Here is a 19,137-nt window from a genome sequence, read left to right as displayed (position 1 = left end):
GCGCCGGGCCGGAGGGCGGCGCAGGCGCCGGGAGTAGCGGCGCGATGCGACAGCACCGTGACGCCTGCGTGACGGCGGATGACACCCCGGGCGTCTGGCGCGGGCCCGCCACGCCCCGCACATGAACCCCCCGGGGCCCGATGCCGTTCCGCCTTGGGCTACAAAGCAGGCGGCGTCATGTTGACGCTGCGTTATGCGACCACCCACTCGCTGGGTCCCGTGGCGCCACCCATATACCGGCGCGCCCTTGGGCGAAACCGGCCCGGCGCCGCACCTTCCGCGCTCCCGACCGCCGGAGGTCCGTTGACCGGAAAATGTCCTTTTGTTAAGCATTTATCACGACGCTGTGAGCGCGTCCCGACGAAAGGTCCCCTGTTTGAGTATCGATTCAAAGCTGACCGCCCGCACCATGATCGACGTCTCCCTGTCGCAGGTGCAGCGCCCTCTGCTTCCGCCAGCCGCAAGCATCGCCGCCTATCTAGAGCGGATCGATGCCGCGCGCTGGTATTCCAACCGCGGACCTCTCCTCGAGGAGCTCGAGACGCGGCTTTGCAATTATCTGAAACTGCCGCCCTTTTCGGTTTCGTTGCTGGGCACCGGCAGCGCGGCGCTCGAGGCGGCGATCATTGCCCATGCCGGCACCGCCCGGCCGGACCGGCCGCTGGCGCTGATGCCTTCCTATACCTTCATCGCCACTGCGCTTTCGGCGATCCGCTGCGGATACGAGCCCTGGTTCGTCGATGTCGATCCCGAGACCTGGATGCCCGATCCGAAGGCCCTGGCCAGCCACCCCGAACTGCATCGCGTGGGGCTTGTCATGGCGGTCACCGCCTATGGCTGCCGCCCCGACATGGAAGCCTGGGTCGCCTTCCAGGCCGAAACCGGCTGCCCGGTGGTGATCGATGGCGCCGGCGCCTTCGAACAGTTCGAGGCCGATCCCTCGCTCGTGCGCTCCGAAGTGCCGGTCATGCTAAGCCTGCACGCGACCAAGACCTTTTCCACCGCCGAGGGCGGCGCCGTGTTGTGGCGCTCGCCGGATGGCTGGGCGCGGCTGGCGCAGGTGGCCAATTTCGGCATGAGCGATGAGCGCCGCTGCGAGATGGACGGGTTCAACGGCAAGCTCAGCGAGTATCACGCCGCCGTCGGTCTCGCGCAGCTGGATCACTGGCCCGAACGGCGCGCCCGATTCGTCGCCCTGGCCGACAGCTATCGCCGGGCCGCTGCCGTCTCGCTCTCGATGCCCGGCACGCTGCGGCTGAGCCCCGAGGTCAGCGGGGCCTACGTGCTGATCGACTGCATCGATCCCGAGAGGGCGGACCGCGTATGTTCGTCCCTGGCCGCGCTGGGGATCGCCTCGCGCCGCTGGTACGGTCGCGGCCTGCATGGCGAGCCGCTTATGCAGGGCCGGGGCCACGATCCGATGCCCGTGACCGAATGGCTGAGCGGCACCCATATCGGCCTGCCCGCGGCGGTGGACCTGACCGATGCGCAGATCGCGCTGGTGGTCGAAACCCTCTCGCGCGTGAACTGAAAACCGGGACGGTCCGCGCGATCGGGCCGTCCCCATCACGTCCCGCCCGGGCCGGGGCCGCAGGTCCGCCACGATTTCCGACAGCTCTAGTCAGCGATTCCCTGCAAGGGGTGGCGGGTCTGTTTTCAATCCCCTCCTGGTGTCGCGATTGGCCCCGCTTTCCGGACAATCCCGCGGCTGCCGATTGAGGGGCCTCGGACCGATCTGCCCGAATATTAACACAAATTCAGATGGAGCCCTTCGCCGTGCGGTTCTGCCGACGATGGTGTCGGGTGTCGGGCTGTATTGGGGAAACCGATTTAAAAACAGTTGGTTGGTGTCCCAGGCGCACCGCCTGGGTTCAATTCCTGTCCGCAGCGCGTCCGGATCACGTCCGGATGACCTGCTCGCACCGAATGAGATCGGGGCTTTTTTGGGACAATTTTCACTTTGAGCGATGAAAATGCGGCGATAATCAGATCCTGCCCACTCGGGGGCGACTTCTGCCGGCTGCAGGACGCGGCCGTTGGTGACAGCGCCGGCGTTCGGCGTTCAGGGGACCATTTTCGACCGGAGACGCGGGAATGCGCCGTCTCGACCGGCTCTGTCCGACAGCTTGGGCAGGGAAGGCAGCGCTGTGCCTTGTGCAGCGTGCCCGTCGGGGTCGGCACAGGGTCCGTCACATCGTTTGCAGGGGTGCCCGGGGCTGCAGCGCGCCGGTCAGGCGGGCCGGTCTTCGGACCGGGAAGGAGTGAACGATGACGAAGACGACGACGCATGATGTCGAGGCATTTGAGAACACCTATTCCGCCAACGTGATCGGGCTGTGGGATTTCCTGCCCTTTGATCCCAAGGCGGATACCGGCCTGGACGACGGCATCGCGCAGGACGGCAGCTTTCACGGCGCCTGGGCGCAGAACGGCGAACTGGTCACCAACGGCTGCAGCTTCTTCCAGGTCAACGCCGAGGATACGCCCTTCGACCTGCACGAGGGCAGCCTGGTGCTGGAGTTCAACCAGACCTGCCACACCGGGACCTCGCCCGACACGCTGGTCAGCCGTGGCGACCATGCCACCCGCTACGAGGACGGCTTCCTCGACATCCGCGTCACCGCCGACGGCGCCATCGAGGTGCAGCAGGTCTCTTACGGGACCGAAATCTGCGTGGCGACGTCGGACGGGCTGGCAAGCCCCGGCGACGACCTGCGGCTGACCTACAGCTGGTCGGACAAGGGCGGCGCGCTGAAGGTCGTCAACCTCAGCGCCGAAACCGAGGAGACGATCGAGATCGGCACGCCGATGTCGATGAATGTCGATCACGCGAACGGCGAGAATTTCATCTTCGGCGCGCGGGAATACGAAGAAGGCTGCTACGACCAGGGCTTCGAGGGCACGATCGACTATGTCGCGGTGATGGATGCCGATGTCCTGGGCCACGGCGGCCACGACGGCGACGGCATCGTCGAGGGCACCGAGGGCGACGACCTGATCGACCTGGGCTATACCGGCGATCCCGATGGCGACCGGATCGACAACGGCGATGCCATCCTGCCGGGCCAGGGCCCCGATGACGATATCGTCGACGCACGCGGCGGCGACGACGAGATCGAGGCGGGCGAAGGAGACGACACGATCTATGCCGGGGCCGGCGACGACACGGTCCACGGCGGCGCGGGCAACGACACGATCTACGGCGACAGCACGCTCGACAGCGCCACCGGCTCCGGCCGCGAGGTCTTTCGCTGGTCCGAGGCGCCCGATCCGAACGGGCCTGCGCCCATCGACGACGGCGATGACCTCAGCGGCGGGTTCACGCAGGACACCGGCTCGGTCCAGGTGTCGTTCAAGGTGCTGAACGCCGATCCCGGGGTGACCAACACCTATGACGACGTGGCCCAGGCCACCGACGGCATCGCCCCCGATGGCGAGGCGGATGCGACCAGCGGCTTTTCCTCGGTTCTGAACGGCAATCGCAACGACGCCGACTACCGGCTGGATTTCTCCGGGGCGGTCAGCAACGTGGCCTTCCGGATCAACGACATCGACGGCGACGGCATCGTCAGGGTCACCGCCTTTGATGCCGACAATTGCCCGGTCGAGATCACGCTGACGGCGGGCTGCAACCTGCGGCTCTCCGACACCGATACCGTCACCGGCGCCGACACGGCCAGCCAGGCCTGGGGCGACAATTACCTCGACCCGACGGCACTGGACAATTCGGTGCTGGTTCAGATCCCGGGTCCCGTCTCGCGGATCGAGATCGCCCATGACCAGGCCGGTCACGACAATTCCGGCATCACCATCACCGACGTGCATTTCGACGCGCCCGTGCTAATCGAAGAAGGCAACGACACGCTCTTCGGCGGCGAAGGCGACGATGTCATCTACGGCGAGGGCGGCGACGACCGGATCACCGGCGGCGAGGGCAACGACAGGCTCTACGGCGGTGAGGGCGACGACACCTTCTTCGACATCACCCCGGGCGACACGATCGACGGCGGCGAGGATCCCGACGGCAAGGACATCGACGTGCTCGACCTGACGGGCGCGGCCAGGGCGGCGAACCCGGGCGGCACGCTGTCGGTCGACTATGCCGATGGCGACCCCGAGGCCGGCACGGTCCGGTTCTACGACAAGGACGGCAAGGAAACCGGCACCGCCACCTTCGAGAACATCGAAAAGGTCGTCATCTGCTTTACCCCCGGCACCCGGATCGCCACGCCGCGCGGCGAGAAGCTGGTGGAAACCCTGCGCGAGGGCGACCGGATCATCACCCGCGACAACGGCATCCAGGAAATCCGCTGGATGGGCCGGCGGCACCTGACCGCGGGCGAGCTTTCGCAGCGCCGGCATCTGCGCCCGATCCGCATCCGCAAGGGCGCGCTTGGCAACGACCTGCCGGAACGCGACATGTTGCTCAGCCCCAACCACCGGGTGCTTGTCGCCAACGACAAGACCGCGCTTCACTTCGACGAAAGCGAAGTGCTGGTCGCGGCCAAGCACCTGACCGGGCTCGACGGTGTCGAAGAGGTCGAGGTCGGGCAGGCGACCTACCTGCACATGATGTTCGACCACCACGAGGTGGTGCTGTCGGACGGCGCCTGGACCGAAAGCTTTCAGCCCGGGGATTATTCGCTGGCCGGGATCGGCAACGCGCAGCGCACCGAGATCTTCGAGCTTTTCCCCGAGCTTGAAACCACCGAGGGGCTGAACGATTACCACGCCGCCCGTCGCGCACTGAGGAAACACGAGGCGCGGGTGCTCTTTCCCTGAGTGCCCGCCTCTGGTGTGATCCGGTCACCAGGTGGTCCCTCGGTGACCGCATCGCGGGGGCCTGAGCCTTTCAGGTGCCGCCCCATCCAGATCTTACCCGATCTCACGCGAATGCGGGGCTTTGTCCCATCGTCATCGCCTGATCCCGATCTCCGGGGCGCCGCCGTCCGGGGTCACTCACTTGCCCCTGGCCGCGCGCCACGCGGCCCAGGCTTCGGGCGTGTCGAGGTCGGCCAGAGCCTGCTGGCCGGGCAGGGGCACAAGGCACATGCGGTCCCCGGCGGCGGCGACCACCGATCGCCCCCCTTCGTCCCCCGCAAGGGCGGCGAGGTCGGGAAACAGCGCCGCCGCGAAGACGATGGGATGCCCGGCGCGCCCATCCTCCGTCGCGCCGCGCCACACCTGCATGTCCGGCCGATCCTTGACCGCCTGCAGGACGGTCCGCAGATCCGCGGCCCGCAGGTCCGGCAGATCGGCCAGCAGAACCATCACCGCCCGCGCGCCTTCGGGCAGCGCGCCGATCCCGGTGCGGATCGAGGCGCCCATGCCCTCGGCCGCCTCCGGCACCTCCACCGGCACGATGTCGAGCCCCTTGAGCGCGCCATGACGCGGATGCGGCTGCGGTGGCAGGGTGACCAGCACCGCGCCATCGGTCGCGGCCCGCGCCATCCGCGCCATGCGGGCCACCAGCGGCTGGCCGTCGACCTCCTCCATCAGCTTGTCGCGCCCGCGCATCCGGTTCGACGCCCCGGCCGCAAGCAGCAGGATCGGGATATCGCTCATCCCCGCATCCTTGCGCCATCGGCATCGAAGAGCGGCGTGGAGTAAAGCGTGGCCGGGCGCATCTGGCCAAGGATCTCGATCTCGACCTTCAGCCCATTGGCGATCCGGTTTGCGGGCAGAAAGCCGATCGCCACCGATTGCCCGGCGAAATGCGAATAGCCGCCCGAGGTGCAAAAGCCCTGCACCGCGCCCTCCAGCCAGATCGGCTCGTATCCCTGCACATCCGCGTCATCGGCCTCGACGACAAAGGTGGCGAGGCACCTCGTCGGGCCGCTGGCGCGTTCCGCCTCGGCAGGCGCCCGCCCGATGAAGTCCACCGGTTTGCTCCAGGCGATGAACCGGTCCAGCCCGGTCTCGGCCGGGGTGTAATCGGGGGAGAACTCGCTCATCCAGCTGCCGAACCCCTTGTCCAGCCGCAGCGACATCATCGCCCGCATTCCGAAGGGCCGCATGCCGTGCGGCTGCCCGGCGGACCAAAGCACCTCCCACAGCTGGCGCTGTTCCATCGCGTCGCAATAGATTTCGTAGCCCAGATCGCCGGTGTAACTCACCCGCTGCACGATACACTCCGCCGTACCGACCACCATCCGCGCCACGTCGAGAAACCGCATCTGCGCCACCGGCGCTCCGGTGCAACCCGCCAGTACCTCCAGCGCCTTCGGCCCCGCCAGCTGGAACCCCGTCCGCCGGTCCGAGACGTTCTCGATGGTCACACCGTCTTCCAGGTGGCTGTCGAACCACCGCATGTGAAACGCCTGCGCCCCGTAGGAGGCGGTCAGCTGGAACTCCTCTTTCCGCAGGCAGGACATCGTGAAATCTCCGATCAGCTTGCCCTTCTCCGACAGCATCGGCGTCAGCGCGATCCGACCCGGCGGCGGCACACGCCCCGCCATCACCCGGTCGATCCAGGCCCGCGCCCTCGGCCCCGTCACGGCATATTTGCCGAAGTTCTGCACCTCGTTGATACCCACCGCCTCGCGCACGGCCTTCACCTCGCGCGCCGTGGCGTCAAACGCGTTCGACCGCCGGAAGCTGGGCGTCTCATAGCGCGGCTCGTCTTCTTCGGCGAAGTAGTTCACGACCTCCAGCCCGTATTGGGCGCCCCAGACCGCGCCCATGGCGTCAAAGACGTCATACATCGGTGTGCGCCGGATCCCGCGCGCCGCCGGCAGTTCCTCGTTCGGGTAAGAGACGGAAAACCGCTTCTGATAATTCTCGATCACCTTCGGCACAGTATAGCCCGGCGTGGTCCACGGCCCGAACCGCGCGACATCCATGGCAAAGACATCGCGCTCCGGCTCGCCCTCGATCATCCATTGCGCCAGCGTCAGGCCCACGCCGCCGCCCTGGGAAAACCCGGCCATCACCGCGCAGGCGGACCAGTAGTTCCGCATCCCCGGCACCGGACCGACCAGCGGGTTGCCATCGGGGGCGAAGGTAAACGGCCCGTGGATCACCGATTTCACGCCCGCGCGTTCCAGCACCGGGAAGCGGCGATAGGCGAAGGCGATCGACTGTTCGATCTTGTCGAAATCGTCCGGCAGCAATTCGTGCCCGAAGTCCCACGGCGTGCCGCCCACGGCCCAGGGCTGGCAGGGCTGTTCGTAGAACCCGATGCACAGGCCCCGGCCTTCCTGCCGGGTATAGCTCTCTCCGGCCGGGTCCATGACATGGGGATGTTCCGCGTCGCGCTCGTAGATTTCGGGGATGTCGTCGGTCACCAGGTACTGATGCGCCATCGGCAGCAGCGGCAGGTAAAGGCCCGCCATCGCCGCCACCTCCCGCGCCCAGAGCCCGCCGGCATTGACCACGTGTTCGGCGTGGATCGTGCCCTTTTCGGTGACCACGTCCCAGGTGCCGTCCGCGCGGGGATTGGTCTCGACCACCTTGCAATGGGTCTCGATCCCGGCCCCGGCCATGCGCGCGGCCTTGGCATAGGCATGGGTGGTGCCCGACGGGTCCAGGTGCCCGTCCAGCGGATCGTAAAGCGCGCCGATGATGCCGTCTGTATTGGTGATCGGCGCGATCTTCGCGATCTCCTCCGGGCCGACGATTTCGGTCTCCAGCCCCATGAAACGATGCTTGGCGCGTTCGGCCAGCAGCATGTCGAACCGGTCGCGGTTGTCGGCCAGCGTCACGCCGCCCACGTGATGCAGCCCGCAGGACAGGCCGGTGATCTCCTCCAGCTCCTTGTAAAGCCGGATCGTGTAGCCCTGCAGCGCGGCCATGTTGGTGTCGCCGTTGAGCGTGTGAAACCCGCCCGCCGCGTGCCATGTGGAACCCGACGTCAACTCGGACCGTTCCAGAAGCATGACATCGCTCCAGCCCAGCTTGGTCAGGTGGTAAAGCACCGAGGCGCCGACAACGCCGCCTCCGATGACCGCGACGCGGGTGGTTGTCTTCATCACATTGATCCTTCAGCCTGGCGTGGAAACTGTCGGCGCGGGACCGGCCGGAAACAAGCCCAGACGCGACAGCACATGTCGCTTCGGGACCATCCCGGCGCCATGACGGGCAGGGAACAGAGCGCACGGCCAAGGCGCCGCTCCCGGCGTCATTGCGGAACAGGTCCCAATCCCGGCCCCGGACACCGTCCCGGCACATAAAACGGGACTTTCGCCGTGCGATAGGCCAGAACACGACCGATCGACAGGCCCGCGCGGCGGGCGGAGACAGAGGAAAGCCCATGCTGCGAACGTTTCTGCGCGTGTTTGCCCAGCTCTTGCGGCGCCTTGTCTCCCGGGTGCTGATCATCGCCTCGCTGGCGCTGGTGGCGCTGGCGGCGGCGGTTTTCATCGGGCCGGTGGTGCCCGACGTGGTGGTCGAGAAACTGGGCGTCGATTCCCTCGATACCATTCTCAACATCCTCGCCTCCTCGATGCTGGCGGTGACGACCTTTTCGCTGTCGATCCTCACCGGCGCGATCCAGTTCGCCTCGTCCTCGGTCACCCCGCGGACGCGGCTGGTGCTGCGCGACGACACGCTGACCAATGCGGTGCTGTCGAACTTCGTCGGCGCCTTCGTCTTCGCGCTGCTGGGTATCATCCTGCGCGCCACCCCCTTCATGGGACGCTCCGAAAGCGCGCTGCTGTTTCTGATGACGGTGCTGGTGGTTCTGATCGTGATCGGGTCCATCATGCGCTGGATCGATCACCTGGCCTCGCTGGGCTCTGTCGATGCCTCGCTGGAATCCTTCGAGACAATCGCGCATCGCGTCATGTCCGATTTCGTGTCCCGCCCCGCCTTGGGCGGCCATGTCATGGACCGGGACGAGATCCTGTCCCATTCGGGCAAGCCCGCCCTGGTGGCCGAACGCGCCGGGTACCTGGAGCAGATCTTCGAGGATTACCTCCAGGTCGAGGCCGAGGAATGCGGCGTGGATCTGTATATTCCCGCCCGGCCCGGCGATTACCTGCTTCCGGGCATGCCGCTGGCCTGGATCGACGGAAACACCCCGGACAAGGCCGCCGGAGACCGGCTGCGCAGCGGCTTTCGCATCACGTCGAACCGGCTTTTCGAACAGGATCCCCGGCTGGCGGTGATCGTCCTGACCGAGGTCGCCAGTCGCGCGCTGTCGCCGGGGATCAACGATCCGCAGACCGCCGTGGACGTGGTCCACCGGCTGAGCGCGGTGTTGATGGACTGCGCGCCGAAACCGGGGGCCGAGGGGCAGGAGGATCCCGCCGGCGACAAGGACAGGATCGTCAACACGCGCCTTTACATGGCCCCGACAGAGCCCGACGTGTTCTTTCGCACCAGCCTGGAGATCATCGCCCGCGACGGGGCCGACCGGGCCGAGGTGCGCGAGGCGATCGAGGCGGCGCTGGACCGCCTGCAAACCTACGGCGGGCCCGTTGTCAAAGAGGCCGCGCGCGCCTCCCGCGACCGGCTGGTGCAGGGCCCGGCGGACTGACCCGGGCCGCGACCGTCCCTGCGCCGACACGAGCGCGTCGACCGAGGCCCGCGAGCCGAGCAGTCAGACCGCGGCCGGCTGCTTCTCCGGCTCGGCCTCCTCGGCCTCTTCGAACCGCGCCCGGGCCTGCGCCACCGCACATTCATTGCGCACCGCCCAGGCTGTCAGCGCCTTGAGCGGCTCCATCAGGGTCTCGCCCAGCTCCGTCAGGGCGTAATCCACCCGGGGCGGGACGCTTGGCGTGACCACTCTTTCCACCAGCCCGTTGCGCTCCAGCTCCCTCAGGCAGGTGGTGAGGGATTTCTGCGAAACCCCGCCAACCGACCGTTTTAGCTCGGAAAATCTGTGCGGGCCCGCGCTGAGATGCAGCGCCACGATGACCGACCACTTGGATCCGATCGTCTGCAGCAGGTTGCGCACGGCGGGGCAGCGGGGGTCGCCATGGCGGGGAAGCGGTTTCATCTGGGTGACCTCGGTTTCGTCTGGGTGCCTGCGGTAACGGGAACGTGCCGTCTTGTGGTGCGTTGACCCATCGTTATCTAGGGTCCGTATCCCGGTATCGCCTGGATACCACGGTTTCCGAATGTAACCAAGTTGAACGCTCGGAGATCCGGAACAAGAGCGCGGCCCGATCCGGATGGGAGGGTCACGGACCGGTCGCCGCGCACGAGAGACACGACACAAAGACACAAGGACCAGGAGTTATACCATGTCCATGAAGCTGAAAATCGTCATCGGCTCCACCCGCCCGGGCCGCGTTGGCCCCACCGTCGCCGATTGGGTGACAAAAGCCGCCAAGGATCACGCCGGCTTCGACGTCGAGCTGGTCGACCTCGACTCCTTCAACCTGCCGCTTCTGGACGAGCCGAACCACCCGGCGATGCAGGACTACCAGCACGATCACACCAAGGCCTGGTCCGCCGCAATGGCCGACGCCGACGCCTATATCTTCGTGACGCCGGAATACGATTACTTCCCGCCCGCCGCCCTGGTGAACGCGCTGCAGGCGCTGTCGGTGGAATGGCGCCACAAGGTCGCCGGTGTCGTCAGCTACGGCGGCATCTCGGGCGGCACCCGTGCCGCGCAGGAACTGCGCAGCCTGATCAGCACGGGCAACATGATGCCGCTGCCGCAGGTGGTCCCGGCGCCGATGGTCTGGAACTTCATCGAAGATGGCACGCTGAAGCCGAATGACGAGATGAGCAAGGGCCTGACCGGCCTTCTGGACGAGCTGCAGAAATGGGCCGGCGCCCTGAAGCCGCTGCGCAGCGAAGACGTGGCCGCCGCCGCCTGACCAAAGGGCTTCCCCTGCACGAGAAAATAGTTAACGATTTGTTAACGTTTTTGTGCAGGGAGCCCGTTTTGTCTTATCGAGTTCTAATCGGATTTGTAGCTGTAACTTCAGTTTTGTCCTTTTTGCCGGTGTCCGATGGCGTTTCGGCTCAGCACATGTCGATGAGTGTTCCGTCATCCTCTTCCCAACCCGAAAGCCTGCTTCTTCGCCTCGAGTCCGTGGGCGGCCTTACGACCTTTTCGCAGTCCTGCTGCAAGACCTGCCGAAAGGGGAAGGCGTGCGGGGATTCCTGCATCTCCAAAAGCAAATCCTGCAACGTCGGACGGGGCTGCGCCTGCAACGGCTAGGGGGGCCAAGCTGCGCCAAATGACTGTTCGCGACCTGTCATGTCGGGATCAGACGATCCCGGCGTGACCCGACGCGGTTCTGTTGGGGGCAGTCAAAAGGATGCCCCCATGAAGACCCACGCCCAGGCCGTCGTGATCGGCGGCGGATTGATCGGCTGCTCGATCCTCTATCACCTGGCCCGCGCCGGCTGGCGCGACGTGGTCCTGCTGGAACGGGACGAGCTGACCTCGGGCTCCACCTGGCATGCCGCGGCCAATATCCACGGGCTGCACGACAACACCAATATCTCGCGCCTCCAGCACTACACGATGCAGCTTTACAAGCAGCTCGAGGCCGAAACGGGCCAGGGTTGCGGCGTGTTCCAGGCCGGGTCGCTTTACCTCGCCCAGACCGAGGCGCGCGAGCACCAGCTGCGGCTTCAGGCGGCGAAGGCGAAGCTTTACGGAATGAATTTCCACGAAATTTCCCGCGACGAGGCCGAGCGCCTGCATCCGCTGGTGGATTTCGACGGCATCCGCTGCATCATGTACGAGCCCGACGGCGGCAACGTCGATCCCTCGGGCGTGACCCAGGCCTATGCCGCCGGTGCCCGCCGGATGGGCGCCGAGATCCACCGCTTCACCCCCGTCACCGGGACCGAGCCGCAGCCAGACGGGTCATGGATCGTCCGCACGCCGAAGGGCGACATCCACACCGGATGGGTCGTCAACGCGGCCGGTCTCTGGGCGCGCGAGGTGGCCGCCATGGCCGGGATCGCCCTGCCGCTGCAGCCCACCGAACACCAGTATTTCGTGACCGAGACCATCCCCGAGATCGCCGCCATGGGCCGCCGTCTGCCCTCGGTCGCTGACCGCGACGGCGAATATTACCTGCGCCAGGAAGGGCAGGGGCTTCTGGTCGGCGCCTACGAGCGCGACGTGCGGCTCTGGGCGGTGGAGGGCACGCCCGGAGGCTTCGGTCACGAGCTCTTTGCCGATGATCTCGAACGTATCGAGGAGAACTTGATGCGCGCCATCGCGCGCGTTCCGGCGGTGGGGAATGCGGGGATCAAGCGCGTCATCAACGGCCCGATGATCTGGTCGCCCGATGCCAACGTGCTGTTCGGCCCTGTCCCGGAACTGAGACAGTATTTCGCCTGCTGCGGCATCATCCCCGGCTTCTCGCAATCGGGGGGCATGGGGCTGATGGCGGCGCAATGGATCACGCAAGGCGAGATGGAATACGACCTTTTCGCCTGGGACATCGCCCGGTTCGGCGACTGGGCCACGCCGCAATTCACCCGCGCCCGCGTCGCCGACCAGTATGCCCACCGCTTCGCGATCCACTTCCCGAACGAGGAACGCGCCGCCGGCCGGCCCGCCCGAACGCGTCCCATATATGAGACACAACTGCAGATGGGCGCGGTCATGGGGCTGAACGCCGGCTGGGAACATCCGCTCTGGTTCGCCGACACGCCCGGGACGCAGGACACCAACGGATTCACCCGCCAGAACTGGTGGGCGCCGGTGGGGGCCGAGGCCTGTATGCTGCGCGACCGGGCCGGGATCATCGACATTTCCAACTTCGCCACCTACGCGGTCGAGGGGCCCGGTGCGCGCGACTGGCTCGACGCGCTCTTCGCCAACCACATGCCCGTGGACCCGGGCCGCTGCTGCCTCACGCCGCTGATCTCGAAACGCGGCGGCATCGCCGGGGATTTCACAATCGCCTGCCTCGCCCCCGACCGCTACCTTGTCGTTGGCTCCGGCATGGCCGAACGCTACCACCTGCGCTTCTTCAGGCAGGTCCCGCTGCCCGGGGGCACCACCTTCCGCTCCACCACCACCGAGACCTGCGGCTTCAACGTCGCCGGCCCGCTGGCCCGCGACCTTCTGCAACCGCTGACGGACACGTCGCTGGCCACCGCCGATTTCCCCTTCTTCCGGGCCCGCGCGATCACGGTGGCGGGTATTCCCTGCACGGCGATCCGCGTCTCCTTCACCGGCGATCTGGGATGGGAACTGCACTGCGCCACCGAACACCAGCCGGCGCTTTACGCGGCGCTGCTGGGTGCGGGCCGCCCGTTGGACGCGGGCCCCGTCGGCAGCCGCGCCCTGATGGCCCTGCGGATCGAGAAGGGCTATGGCTCCTGGGGCCGCGACTATTCCCCCGAATACTGGCCGCAGGAGGTCGGGCTGGACCCGCTGGTCAGGCTCGACAAGGCCTTCCTCCACCGCGATGCCGTCGCCGAGGCCCTGTCGCGCGCACCGCGCGAGCGGATGGTGATGCTCGAACTCGACAGCGCGGCCACCGACGCCTCCAACGCCGACGCCACCGGCGGCGAGCCGGTCTTCTCCGGCGAGACCGGCGTCGGCCGCATCTCCTCCGGCGCCTACAGCCACCATCTGGGCAAATCCCTGGCGCTGGCCTTCGTCAAGGCCGACGTGCCCGACGAGGCCGAGTTGTCGGTCATGCTTCTGGGCCGTCCGCACGCGGCCCGGATCCTGCCCGACCCGCTGTTCGATCCCAAGGGCCTGCGGCTGCGGGCGTGAGACGTCCCGGCGGCCGGATTGTCGGTGAGGGCGGGAGCCTCCGGCGGGAGGTATTTGTCTCCAAGAAGAAGCAGGGGATCGCGCGGGACGGCTGGATCTGCGCGATGCGGCCCTGTCTTCACCTTTGTCCCAAATACTCGATCCCGTCTGCGCAACCCGCGCCACATCGACTGGACGCGCGCGCTGGGATCGGATTTCCTGCGCGCCATGGTCAGCCTCAATCGCGTCGTCATGCAGAAATCGAGCCGTGCGCTCATCAAGGCCCTTGGGCCCGGGACGCTCGACGTAGCCGAGGTGTCGGGCAAATGGGGCAGGGGGTTCGCCTTCCGCTCCTACCGGCAGTTTCTTTACCCCGAGTGGGACATCTGCGCCGGGCCCTACCGGGAAGGCGGCAAGGACCTGAGGTTCGATCTTGTCCTTGCCAACCAGGTCTGGGATCATCTCGACCGCCCCTATGCCGCGACAAAGAACGTGCGCAAGATGCTGCGCAAGGGCGGGCATTTCTGGCTCGCCGTGCCCTTTTTCGTCCCCTTCCATGCCGCGCCGATGGACAATTCCCGCTGGTCCGCGCGCGGGCTGAAGAACCTGCTGATCGAGGCGGGCTTTGACGAGGACGCCATCGAGGCCGATCAATGGGGCAACCGCAATGCCGCGCGGCGCAACCTTGACGACGGCCCCTGGCCGCCGGACTACGACGCGGCGCGCGACAGCCTCGACAACGACCCCGACATGCCGATCTGCGCCTGGGCGCTCGCGCGGAAGACCTGACTGCCCCCCCGGCTCTGGTTTCCGCCAGATCCCGCCCTATATCGGCGTGGGCCATGCCCCGTGCGCTTGCGATGCCGCGCGAAGCAGTGGTAAACGAACGATCTGAAGGTTTACCTTTTGTTCTCCATTTTCGCTTGGCCCCCGAACCGGGATCGCCTACCTTTGCCGCAGTAAGGGGTCTGCCATGCCTGAACAGAAATTCATCGAGGTCCGCGGCGCGCGCGAACACAATCTGAAGTCCATCGACGTGGACATTCCGCGCGACGAACTCGTGGTGATCACGGGGCTTTCCGGCTCGGGCAAGTCGTCGCTCGCCTTCGACACGATCTATGCCGAGGGCCAGCGCCGCTATGTCGAATCGCTCTCGGCCTATGCGCGCCAGTTCCTCGACATGATGGAAAAGCCGGACGTCGATCACATCTCGGGCCTCAGCCCCGCGATTTCGATCGAGCAGAAGACCACGTCGAAGAACCCGCGCTCCACCGTCGGCACGGTGACCGAGATCTACGATTACCTCCGCCTGCTCTTCGCCCGCGCCGGCACGCCCTATTCGCCCGCCACCGGCCAGCCGATCGAGGCGCAGCAGGTGCAGGACATGGTCGACCGGATCATGGCGATGGAGGAGGGCACCCGCGCCTACCTGCTCGCCCCCATCGTGCGCGACCGAAAGGGCGAATACCGCAAGGAGATGCTGGAGCTGCGCAAGCAGGGCTTCCAGCGGGTCAAGGTCGACGGGACGTTCTACGAGCTGGACGAGCCGCCCACGCTGGACAAGAAGTTCCGCCATGACATCGACGTGGTCGTGGACCGCATCGTCGTGCGCGAAGGCATGGAACAGCGCCTGGCGGACAGCCTGCGCACCGCGCTCGACCTCGCCGACGGCATCGCCATTCTCGAAACCGCGCCGAAACCTGGCGAGGCCGGTTCGCAAGAGACGGACGAGCCGGAGCGGATCACCTTCAGCGAAAACTTCGCCTGCCCGGTTTCCGGCTTCACCATCCCCGAGATCGAGCCGCGCCTGTTCTCCTTCAACGCTCCCTTCGGCGCCTGCCCGGATTGCGACGGGCTGGGGATGGAGCTTTTCTTCGACGAACGCCTCGTCGTGCCCGACGCCACGCTGAAGATCGCCGATGGCGCGCTCGCCCCCTGGCGCAAGGGCAAGTCGCCCTATTTCCTTCAGACGATCGAGGCCATCGCCCGCCATTACGAATTCAACCGCAACGACCGCTGGAAGGACCTGCCGGCCCATGTCCAGCAGGTCTTCCTGCACGGCTCCGGCGACGAGGAAATCCCTTTCCGCTACGACGAGGGCGGGCGGATCTACAATGTCACCCGCAGCTTCGAAGGCGTCATTCCCAACATGGAACGCCGCTACCGCGAGACCGACAGCAACTGGATCCGCGAGGAATTCGAACGCTACCAGAACAACCGCCCCTGCGGCACCTGCCACGGCTACCGCCTGCGCGAGGAAGCCCTGGCGGTCAAGATCGGCCCCTCGGCCGACCCGGACAAGCGGCTGCACATCGGCCAGGTCGTGCAGATGTCGATCAAGGAAGCCTATGACTGGACCCTCTCGGTCCCCGACGATCTGTCGCCCCAGAAGAACGAGATCGCGCGCGCCATCCTCAAGGAGATCCGCGAGCGGCTCGGCTTCCTCAACAACGTGGGCCTCGAATACCTGACCCTGTCGCGCAACGCCGGCACGCTTTCGGGCGGCGAGAGCCAGCGGATCCGGCTCGCCTCGCAGATCGGCTCCGGCCTGACCGGCGTGCTCTACGTGCTGGATGAACCCTCCATCGGCCTGCACCAGCGCGACAACGACCGGCTGTTGCAGACGCTCAAGAACCTGCGCGACCAGGGCAACACGGTCATCGTCGTCGAGCACGACGAAGAGGCGATCCGCGAGGCCGATTACGTCTTCGACATCGGCCCCGGCGCCGGCGTGCACGGCGGCGAAGTGATCAGCCACGGCACCCCGGCCCAGATCATCGCCGATACGAAATCCCTGACCGGCCAATACCTTGCCGGCACGCGCGAGATCGCCGTGCCCGCCGAGCGGCGCAAGGGCAAGAAGGGGAAGAAGAAGGTCACTGTGGTCAAGGCCACCGGCAACAACCTGCAGAACGTCACCGTCGATTTCCCGCTGGGCAAGTTCGTCTGCGTCACCGGCGTCTCCGGCGGGGGCAAGTCGACCCTGACCATCGAGACCCTGTTCAAGACCGCCTCGATGCGGCTCAACGGCGCCCGCCAGACGCCCGCGCCCTGCGAGACGATCAAGGGGCTGGAACATCTCGACAAGGTCATCGACATCGACCAGCGGCCCATCGGCCGCACGCCGCGCTCGAACCCGGCCACCTATACCGGCGCCTTCACGCCGATCCGCGACTGGTTCGCCGGCCTGCCCGAGGCCAAGACGCGCGGCTACAAGCCCGGCCGCTTCTCCTTCAACGTCAAGGGCGGCCGCTGCGAAGCCTGCCAGGGCGACGGTGTCATCAAGATCGAGATGCACTTCCTGCCGGATGTCTACGTCACCTGCGAAACCTGCGGCGGCGCGCGCTACAACCGCGAAACGCTTGAGGTCACGTTCAAGGGCAAGTCCATCGCCGACGTGCTCGACATGACGGTGGAGGATGCGCAAAGCTTCTTCCAGGCGGTGCCCTCGATCCGGGACAAGATGGATGCGCTGGCCCGCGTGGGGCTCGGCTACATCAAGGTCGGCCAGCAGGCGACGACGCTTTCGGGCGGCGAGGCGCAGCGCGTGAAACTGGCCAAGGAGCTGTCGAAACGCTCCACCGGCCGCACGCTCTACATCCTGGATGAGCCGACCACGGGCCTGCATTTCGAAGACGTGCGCAAGCTTCTGGAAGTGCTGCACGAGTTGGTCGAACAGGGCAACACGGTGGTGGTGATCGAACACAACCTCGACGTCATCAAGACCGCCGACTGGCTGATCGACATCGGCCCCGAAGGTGGCGATGGCGGCGGCACCGTGGTCGCCACCGGCACGCCCGAGCAGGTCGCCGAGATCGAGGCCAGCCACACCGGCCGCTACCTCAAGCCGATGCTGAACCCCAAGCGCGTCGCGGCCGAGTAACCTGGGCATTCCCACCGCGGACATGAAAAGGGCCGGGTCAACAGACCCGGCCCGTTCCCTGCGCGCGGCGATATCCTCAGTTCAGGATATCGGCCACCGCGCCCACGAGGTTCAGCACCTCCATGGTGTTCTGATCCACCTTGTACACGTAGTTGCCGGCGCGCACGTAATTGCCGCCCGACAGACCGTAGCGGCCCGGGTTGTTGATATAGACGTAATCGTTGATCACCTGGCCCGGCCCATACCGCTTGGCCTGGCCCGGCGGCACGCAGGGCGGATTCTTCTTCGCGAGACCGGGCGGACAGCCGGCGGCCTGGGTTGTCTGCACCGGGTCGATCCGCACGACATTGGCGTTGCCCTTGCTCTTGTTGCCGTGCCCGTTTCCGTTGCCATGCCCGTTGCCTTTGCCCTGGGCCAGAACGGCCCCCGCGCTCAGGGTCATGGACCCGGCCAGCAGGGCGATCAGTATGGGTTTCATGGGACGTCTCCTTCCGTCTTGCGACGCAGCCCTCATCGCGGCGCGTCCTTACAATTTTAACACGAAAACATCCCATCTGTTCCGTCGCTCGGCGATGTACAAAATGGACAAAGGGCGACATTCCGCCGATTCCGCTTTGTACAAAACGGAACAAACGCCGTGGCTTTCTTCTTGGAGACAAATACCTCCGGGGGTCTGGGGGCAGCGCCCCCAGCGCTCTCGGCCAACGCTCAGCCGGGGTTGCTTTCCCTGCTCTGGACCTCCGCCTGCCTCACTCTCGCCCGCGCTTTTCGAACCGCGGCAGCATCGCGCTGAAGTCCCGGCCCGACCCGTCCTCTTCCTCGACGAAATGCGCGTAAAGCGCCTGCGCCAGCGCGCCCATCGGGGTGTCCGCATCCGCGCTTTCGGCGGCCTGCTGGCTTAGCCGCAGGTCCTTCAGCATGAGATCGGCAGCAAAACCAGGCACATAGCCATTGTCCGCCGGCGAATTCGGCCCCACGCCCGGGGCCGGGCAATAGGCATTCATCGACCAGCTGTACCCCGAAGAGGTCGACACCACGTCGAACATCTTCTGCCGGTCCAGCCCCAGCTTGTCGGCCAGGGCAAAGGCCTCGCAGGTCGCGATCATGGTGACGCCCAGGATCATGTTGTTGCAGATCTTCGCCGCCTGTCCGGCGCCCGAGTCTCCGCAATGCACCGCCTTCTGTCCCATGATCTCGAACAGCGGCTGCGCCTTGGCAAAGGCCGCCTCCGAGCCGCCCGCCATGAAGGTCAGCGTCCCCGCCGCGGCCCCGCCAATGCCCCCCGACACGGGCGCGTCAACGGCAAGAAGTCCCGCCTTTTCAGCCAGTTCCGCGATGTCCCTCGCGCTCTCCACATCCACGGTGGAGCAATCGACAAAGGCGGCGCCCTTGTCCATCACGGGCACGATCTCGGCCGCCACGGTGCGCAGGATCGCGCCATTGGGCAGCATGGTGATCACCACGTCCTGCCCCGTGGCCGCCGCCGCCGCGCTGCCGGCCTCGGCCACGCCCTCGACCTCGAAGGCCGCCGGGTCATAGCCCGTCACCTCGTGCCCGGCCTTCGCCAGGTTGGCCGCCATGGGCGCACCCATGTTGCCCAGTCCGATGAACCCGATCTTCATTG

The 19,137-nt window shown here is 66.5% G+C and carries 12 protein-coding genes; 7 read left to right on the top strand and 5 right to left on the bottom strand.

Annotated elements, in window-relative coordinates:
- Positions 1 to 376 precede the first annotated feature (376 nt).
- Both ATO3_RS08905 and ATO3_RS08900 read left to right on the top strand, forming a co-directional pair.
- A complete protein-coding gene (locus ATO3_RS08905) occupies positions 377 to 1,531 on the top strand; it encodes a DegT/DnrJ/EryC1/StrS family aminotransferase (RefSeq protein WP_088649504.1) in 1,155 nt (384 codons plus the stop codon).
- Between the two features lie 737 nt (positions 1,532 to 2,268).
- Positions 2,269 to 4,782 (top strand): Hint domain-containing protein, encoded by a 2,514-nt coding sequence (locus ATO3_RS08900; RefSeq protein ID WP_088649503.1) that lies wholly within the window; start codon positions 2,269 to 2,271, stop codon positions 4,780 to 4,782.
- A gap of 177 nt (positions 4,783 to 4,959) precedes the next feature.
- Here ATO3_RS08900 and ATO3_RS08895 read toward each other — a convergent pair whose 3' ends face one another.
- Both ATO3_RS08895 and ATO3_RS08890 read right to left on the bottom strand, forming a co-directional pair.
- Positions 4,960 to 5,565, bottom strand: coding sequence for a nucleotidyltransferase family protein (locus ATO3_RS08895; protein ID WP_088649502.1), 606 nt, complete (start codon positions 5,563 to 5,565; stop codon positions 4,960 to 4,962).
- Positions 5,562 to 7,970: a GcvT family protein gene (locus ATO3_RS08890; RefSeq protein ID WP_088649501.1), complete on the bottom strand. Its 2,409-nt coding sequence runs from the start codon at positions 7,968 to 7,970 to the stop codon at positions 5,562 to 5,564. Before ATO3_RS08890 ends, ATO3_RS08895 begins: the two co-directional genes overlap by 4 nt.
- A 281-nt stretch (positions 7,971 to 8,251) precedes the next feature.
- Between ATO3_RS08890 and ATO3_RS08885 the strand changes: the two genes are divergently transcribed.
- Positions 8,252 to 9,478, top strand: coding sequence for a DUF2254 domain-containing protein (locus ATO3_RS08885; protein WP_088649500.1), 1,227 nt, complete (start codon positions 8,252 to 8,254; stop codon positions 9,476 to 9,478).
- A gap of 63 nt (positions 9,479 to 9,541) precedes the next feature.
- On the opposite strand, the gene ATO3_RS08880 is transcribed toward ATO3_RS08885, so the two are convergent.
- Positions 9,542 to 9,940, bottom strand: a complete 399-nt coding sequence (locus ATO3_RS08880) for a winged helix-turn-helix transcriptional regulator (RefSeq protein WP_088649499.1) — start codon at positions 9,938 to 9,940, stop codon at positions 9,542 to 9,544.
- A gap of 247 nt (positions 9,941 to 10,187) precedes the next feature.
- Here ATO3_RS08880 and ATO3_RS08875 point away from each other — a divergent pair, with 247 nt between their 5' ends.
- The 4 genes from ATO3_RS08875 to uvrA all read left to right on the top strand — a co-directional run bounded on the left by ATO3_RS08875 (position 10,188) and on the right by uvrA (position 17,513).
- Positions 10,188 to 10,772, top strand: a complete 585-nt coding sequence (locus tag ATO3_RS08875) for an NADPH-dependent FMN reductase (RefSeq protein ID WP_088649498.1) — start codon at positions 10,188 to 10,190, stop codon at positions 10,770 to 10,772.
- A gap of 455 nt (positions 10,773 to 11,227) precedes the next feature.
- The gene (locus tag ATO3_RS08870; protein WP_088649497.1) at positions 11,228 to 13,651 is read left to right on the top strand and encodes a GcvT family protein; all 2,424 of its coding nucleotides are present in this window, start codon (positions 11,228 to 11,230) and stop codon (positions 13,649 to 13,651) included.
- Between the two features lie 207 nt (positions 13,652 to 13,858).
- Complete coding sequence (locus ATO3_RS08865; protein ID WP_088649496.1) at positions 13,859 to 14,419, top strand: methyltransferase domain-containing protein; 561 nt, start codon at positions 13,859 to 13,861, stop codon at positions 14,417 to 14,419.
- 184 nt (positions 14,420 to 14,603) lie between these two features.
- Complete coding sequence (gene uvrA, locus ATO3_RS08860; RefSeq protein ID WP_088649495.1) at positions 14,604 to 17,513, top strand: excinuclease ABC subunit UvrA; 2,910 nt, start codon at positions 14,604 to 14,606, stop codon at positions 17,511 to 17,513.
- A 76-nt stretch (positions 17,514 to 17,589) separates the two neighbouring features.
- Here uvrA and ATO3_RS08855 read toward each other — a convergent pair whose 3' ends face one another.
- Positions 17,590 to 17,991, bottom strand: a complete 402-nt coding sequence (locus tag ATO3_RS08855) for a hypothetical protein (RefSeq protein WP_088649494.1) — start codon at positions 17,989 to 17,991, stop codon at positions 17,590 to 17,592.
- A 271-nt stretch (positions 17,992 to 18,262) separates the two neighbouring features.
- Positions 18,263 to 19,135, bottom strand: a complete 873-nt coding sequence (gene mmsB / locus ATO3_RS08850; protein WP_088649493.1) for a 3-hydroxyisobutyrate dehydrogenase — start codon at positions 19,133 to 19,135, stop codon at positions 18,263 to 18,265.
- Positions 19,136 to 19,137 lie beyond the last annotated feature (2 nt).

It is taken from the genome of Marinibacterium profundimaris (genome assembly GCF_002210095.1).
GTDB lineage: Bacteria > Pseudomonadota > Alphaproteobacteria > Rhodobacterales > Rhodobacteraceae > Marinibacterium > Marinibacterium profundimaris.
The sequence above is the reverse complement of the archived record's forward strand: the minus strand, read 5'-3'. Positions and strand labels throughout refer to the sequence as shown.

Excerpts from the sequence above, each read along its gene's own strand:
- ATO3_RS08900 (WP_088649503.1), top strand. The coding sequence starts at position 2,269 with ATGACGAAGACGACGACGCATGATGTCGAGGCATTTGAGAACACCTAT.
- ATO3_RS08895 (WP_088649502.1), bottom strand. The coding sequence starts at position 5,565 with ATGAGCGATATCCCGATCCTGCTGCTTGCGGCCGGGGCGTCGAACCGG.
- ATO3_RS08890 (WP_088649501.1), bottom strand. The coding sequence starts at position 7,970 with ATGAAGACAACCACCCGCGTCGCGGTCATCGGAGGCGGCGTTGTCGGC.
- ATO3_RS08885 (WP_088649500.1), top strand. The coding sequence starts at position 8,252 with ATGCTGCGAACGTTTCTGCGCGTGTTTGCCCAGCTCTTGCGGCGCCTT.
- ATO3_RS08880 (WP_088649499.1), bottom strand. The coding sequence starts at position 9,940 with ATGAAACCGCTTCCCCGCCATGGCGACCCCCGCTGCCCCGCCGTGCGC.
- ATO3_RS08875 (WP_088649498.1), top strand. The coding sequence starts at position 10,188 with ATGTCCATGAAGCTGAAAATCGTCATCGGCTCCACCCGCCCGGGCCGC.
- ATO3_RS08870 (WP_088649497.1), top strand. The coding sequence starts at position 11,228 with ATGAAGACCCACGCCCAGGCCGTCGTGATCGGCGGCGGATTGATCGGC.
- ATO3_RS08865 (WP_088649496.1), top strand. The coding sequence starts at position 13,859 with ATGGTCAGCCTCAATCGCGTCGTCATGCAGAAATCGAGCCGTGCGCTC.
- uvrA (WP_088649495.1), top strand. The coding sequence starts at position 14,604 with ATGCCTGAACAGAAATTCATCGAGGTCCGCGGCGCGCGCGAACACAAT.
- ATO3_RS08855 (WP_088649494.1), bottom strand. The coding sequence starts at position 17,991 with ATGAAACCCATACTGATCGCCCTGCTGGCCGGGTCCATGACCCTGAGC.
- mmsB (WP_088649493.1), bottom strand. The coding sequence starts at position 19,135 with ATGAAGATCGGGTTCATCGGACTGGGCAACATGGGTGCGCCCATGGCG.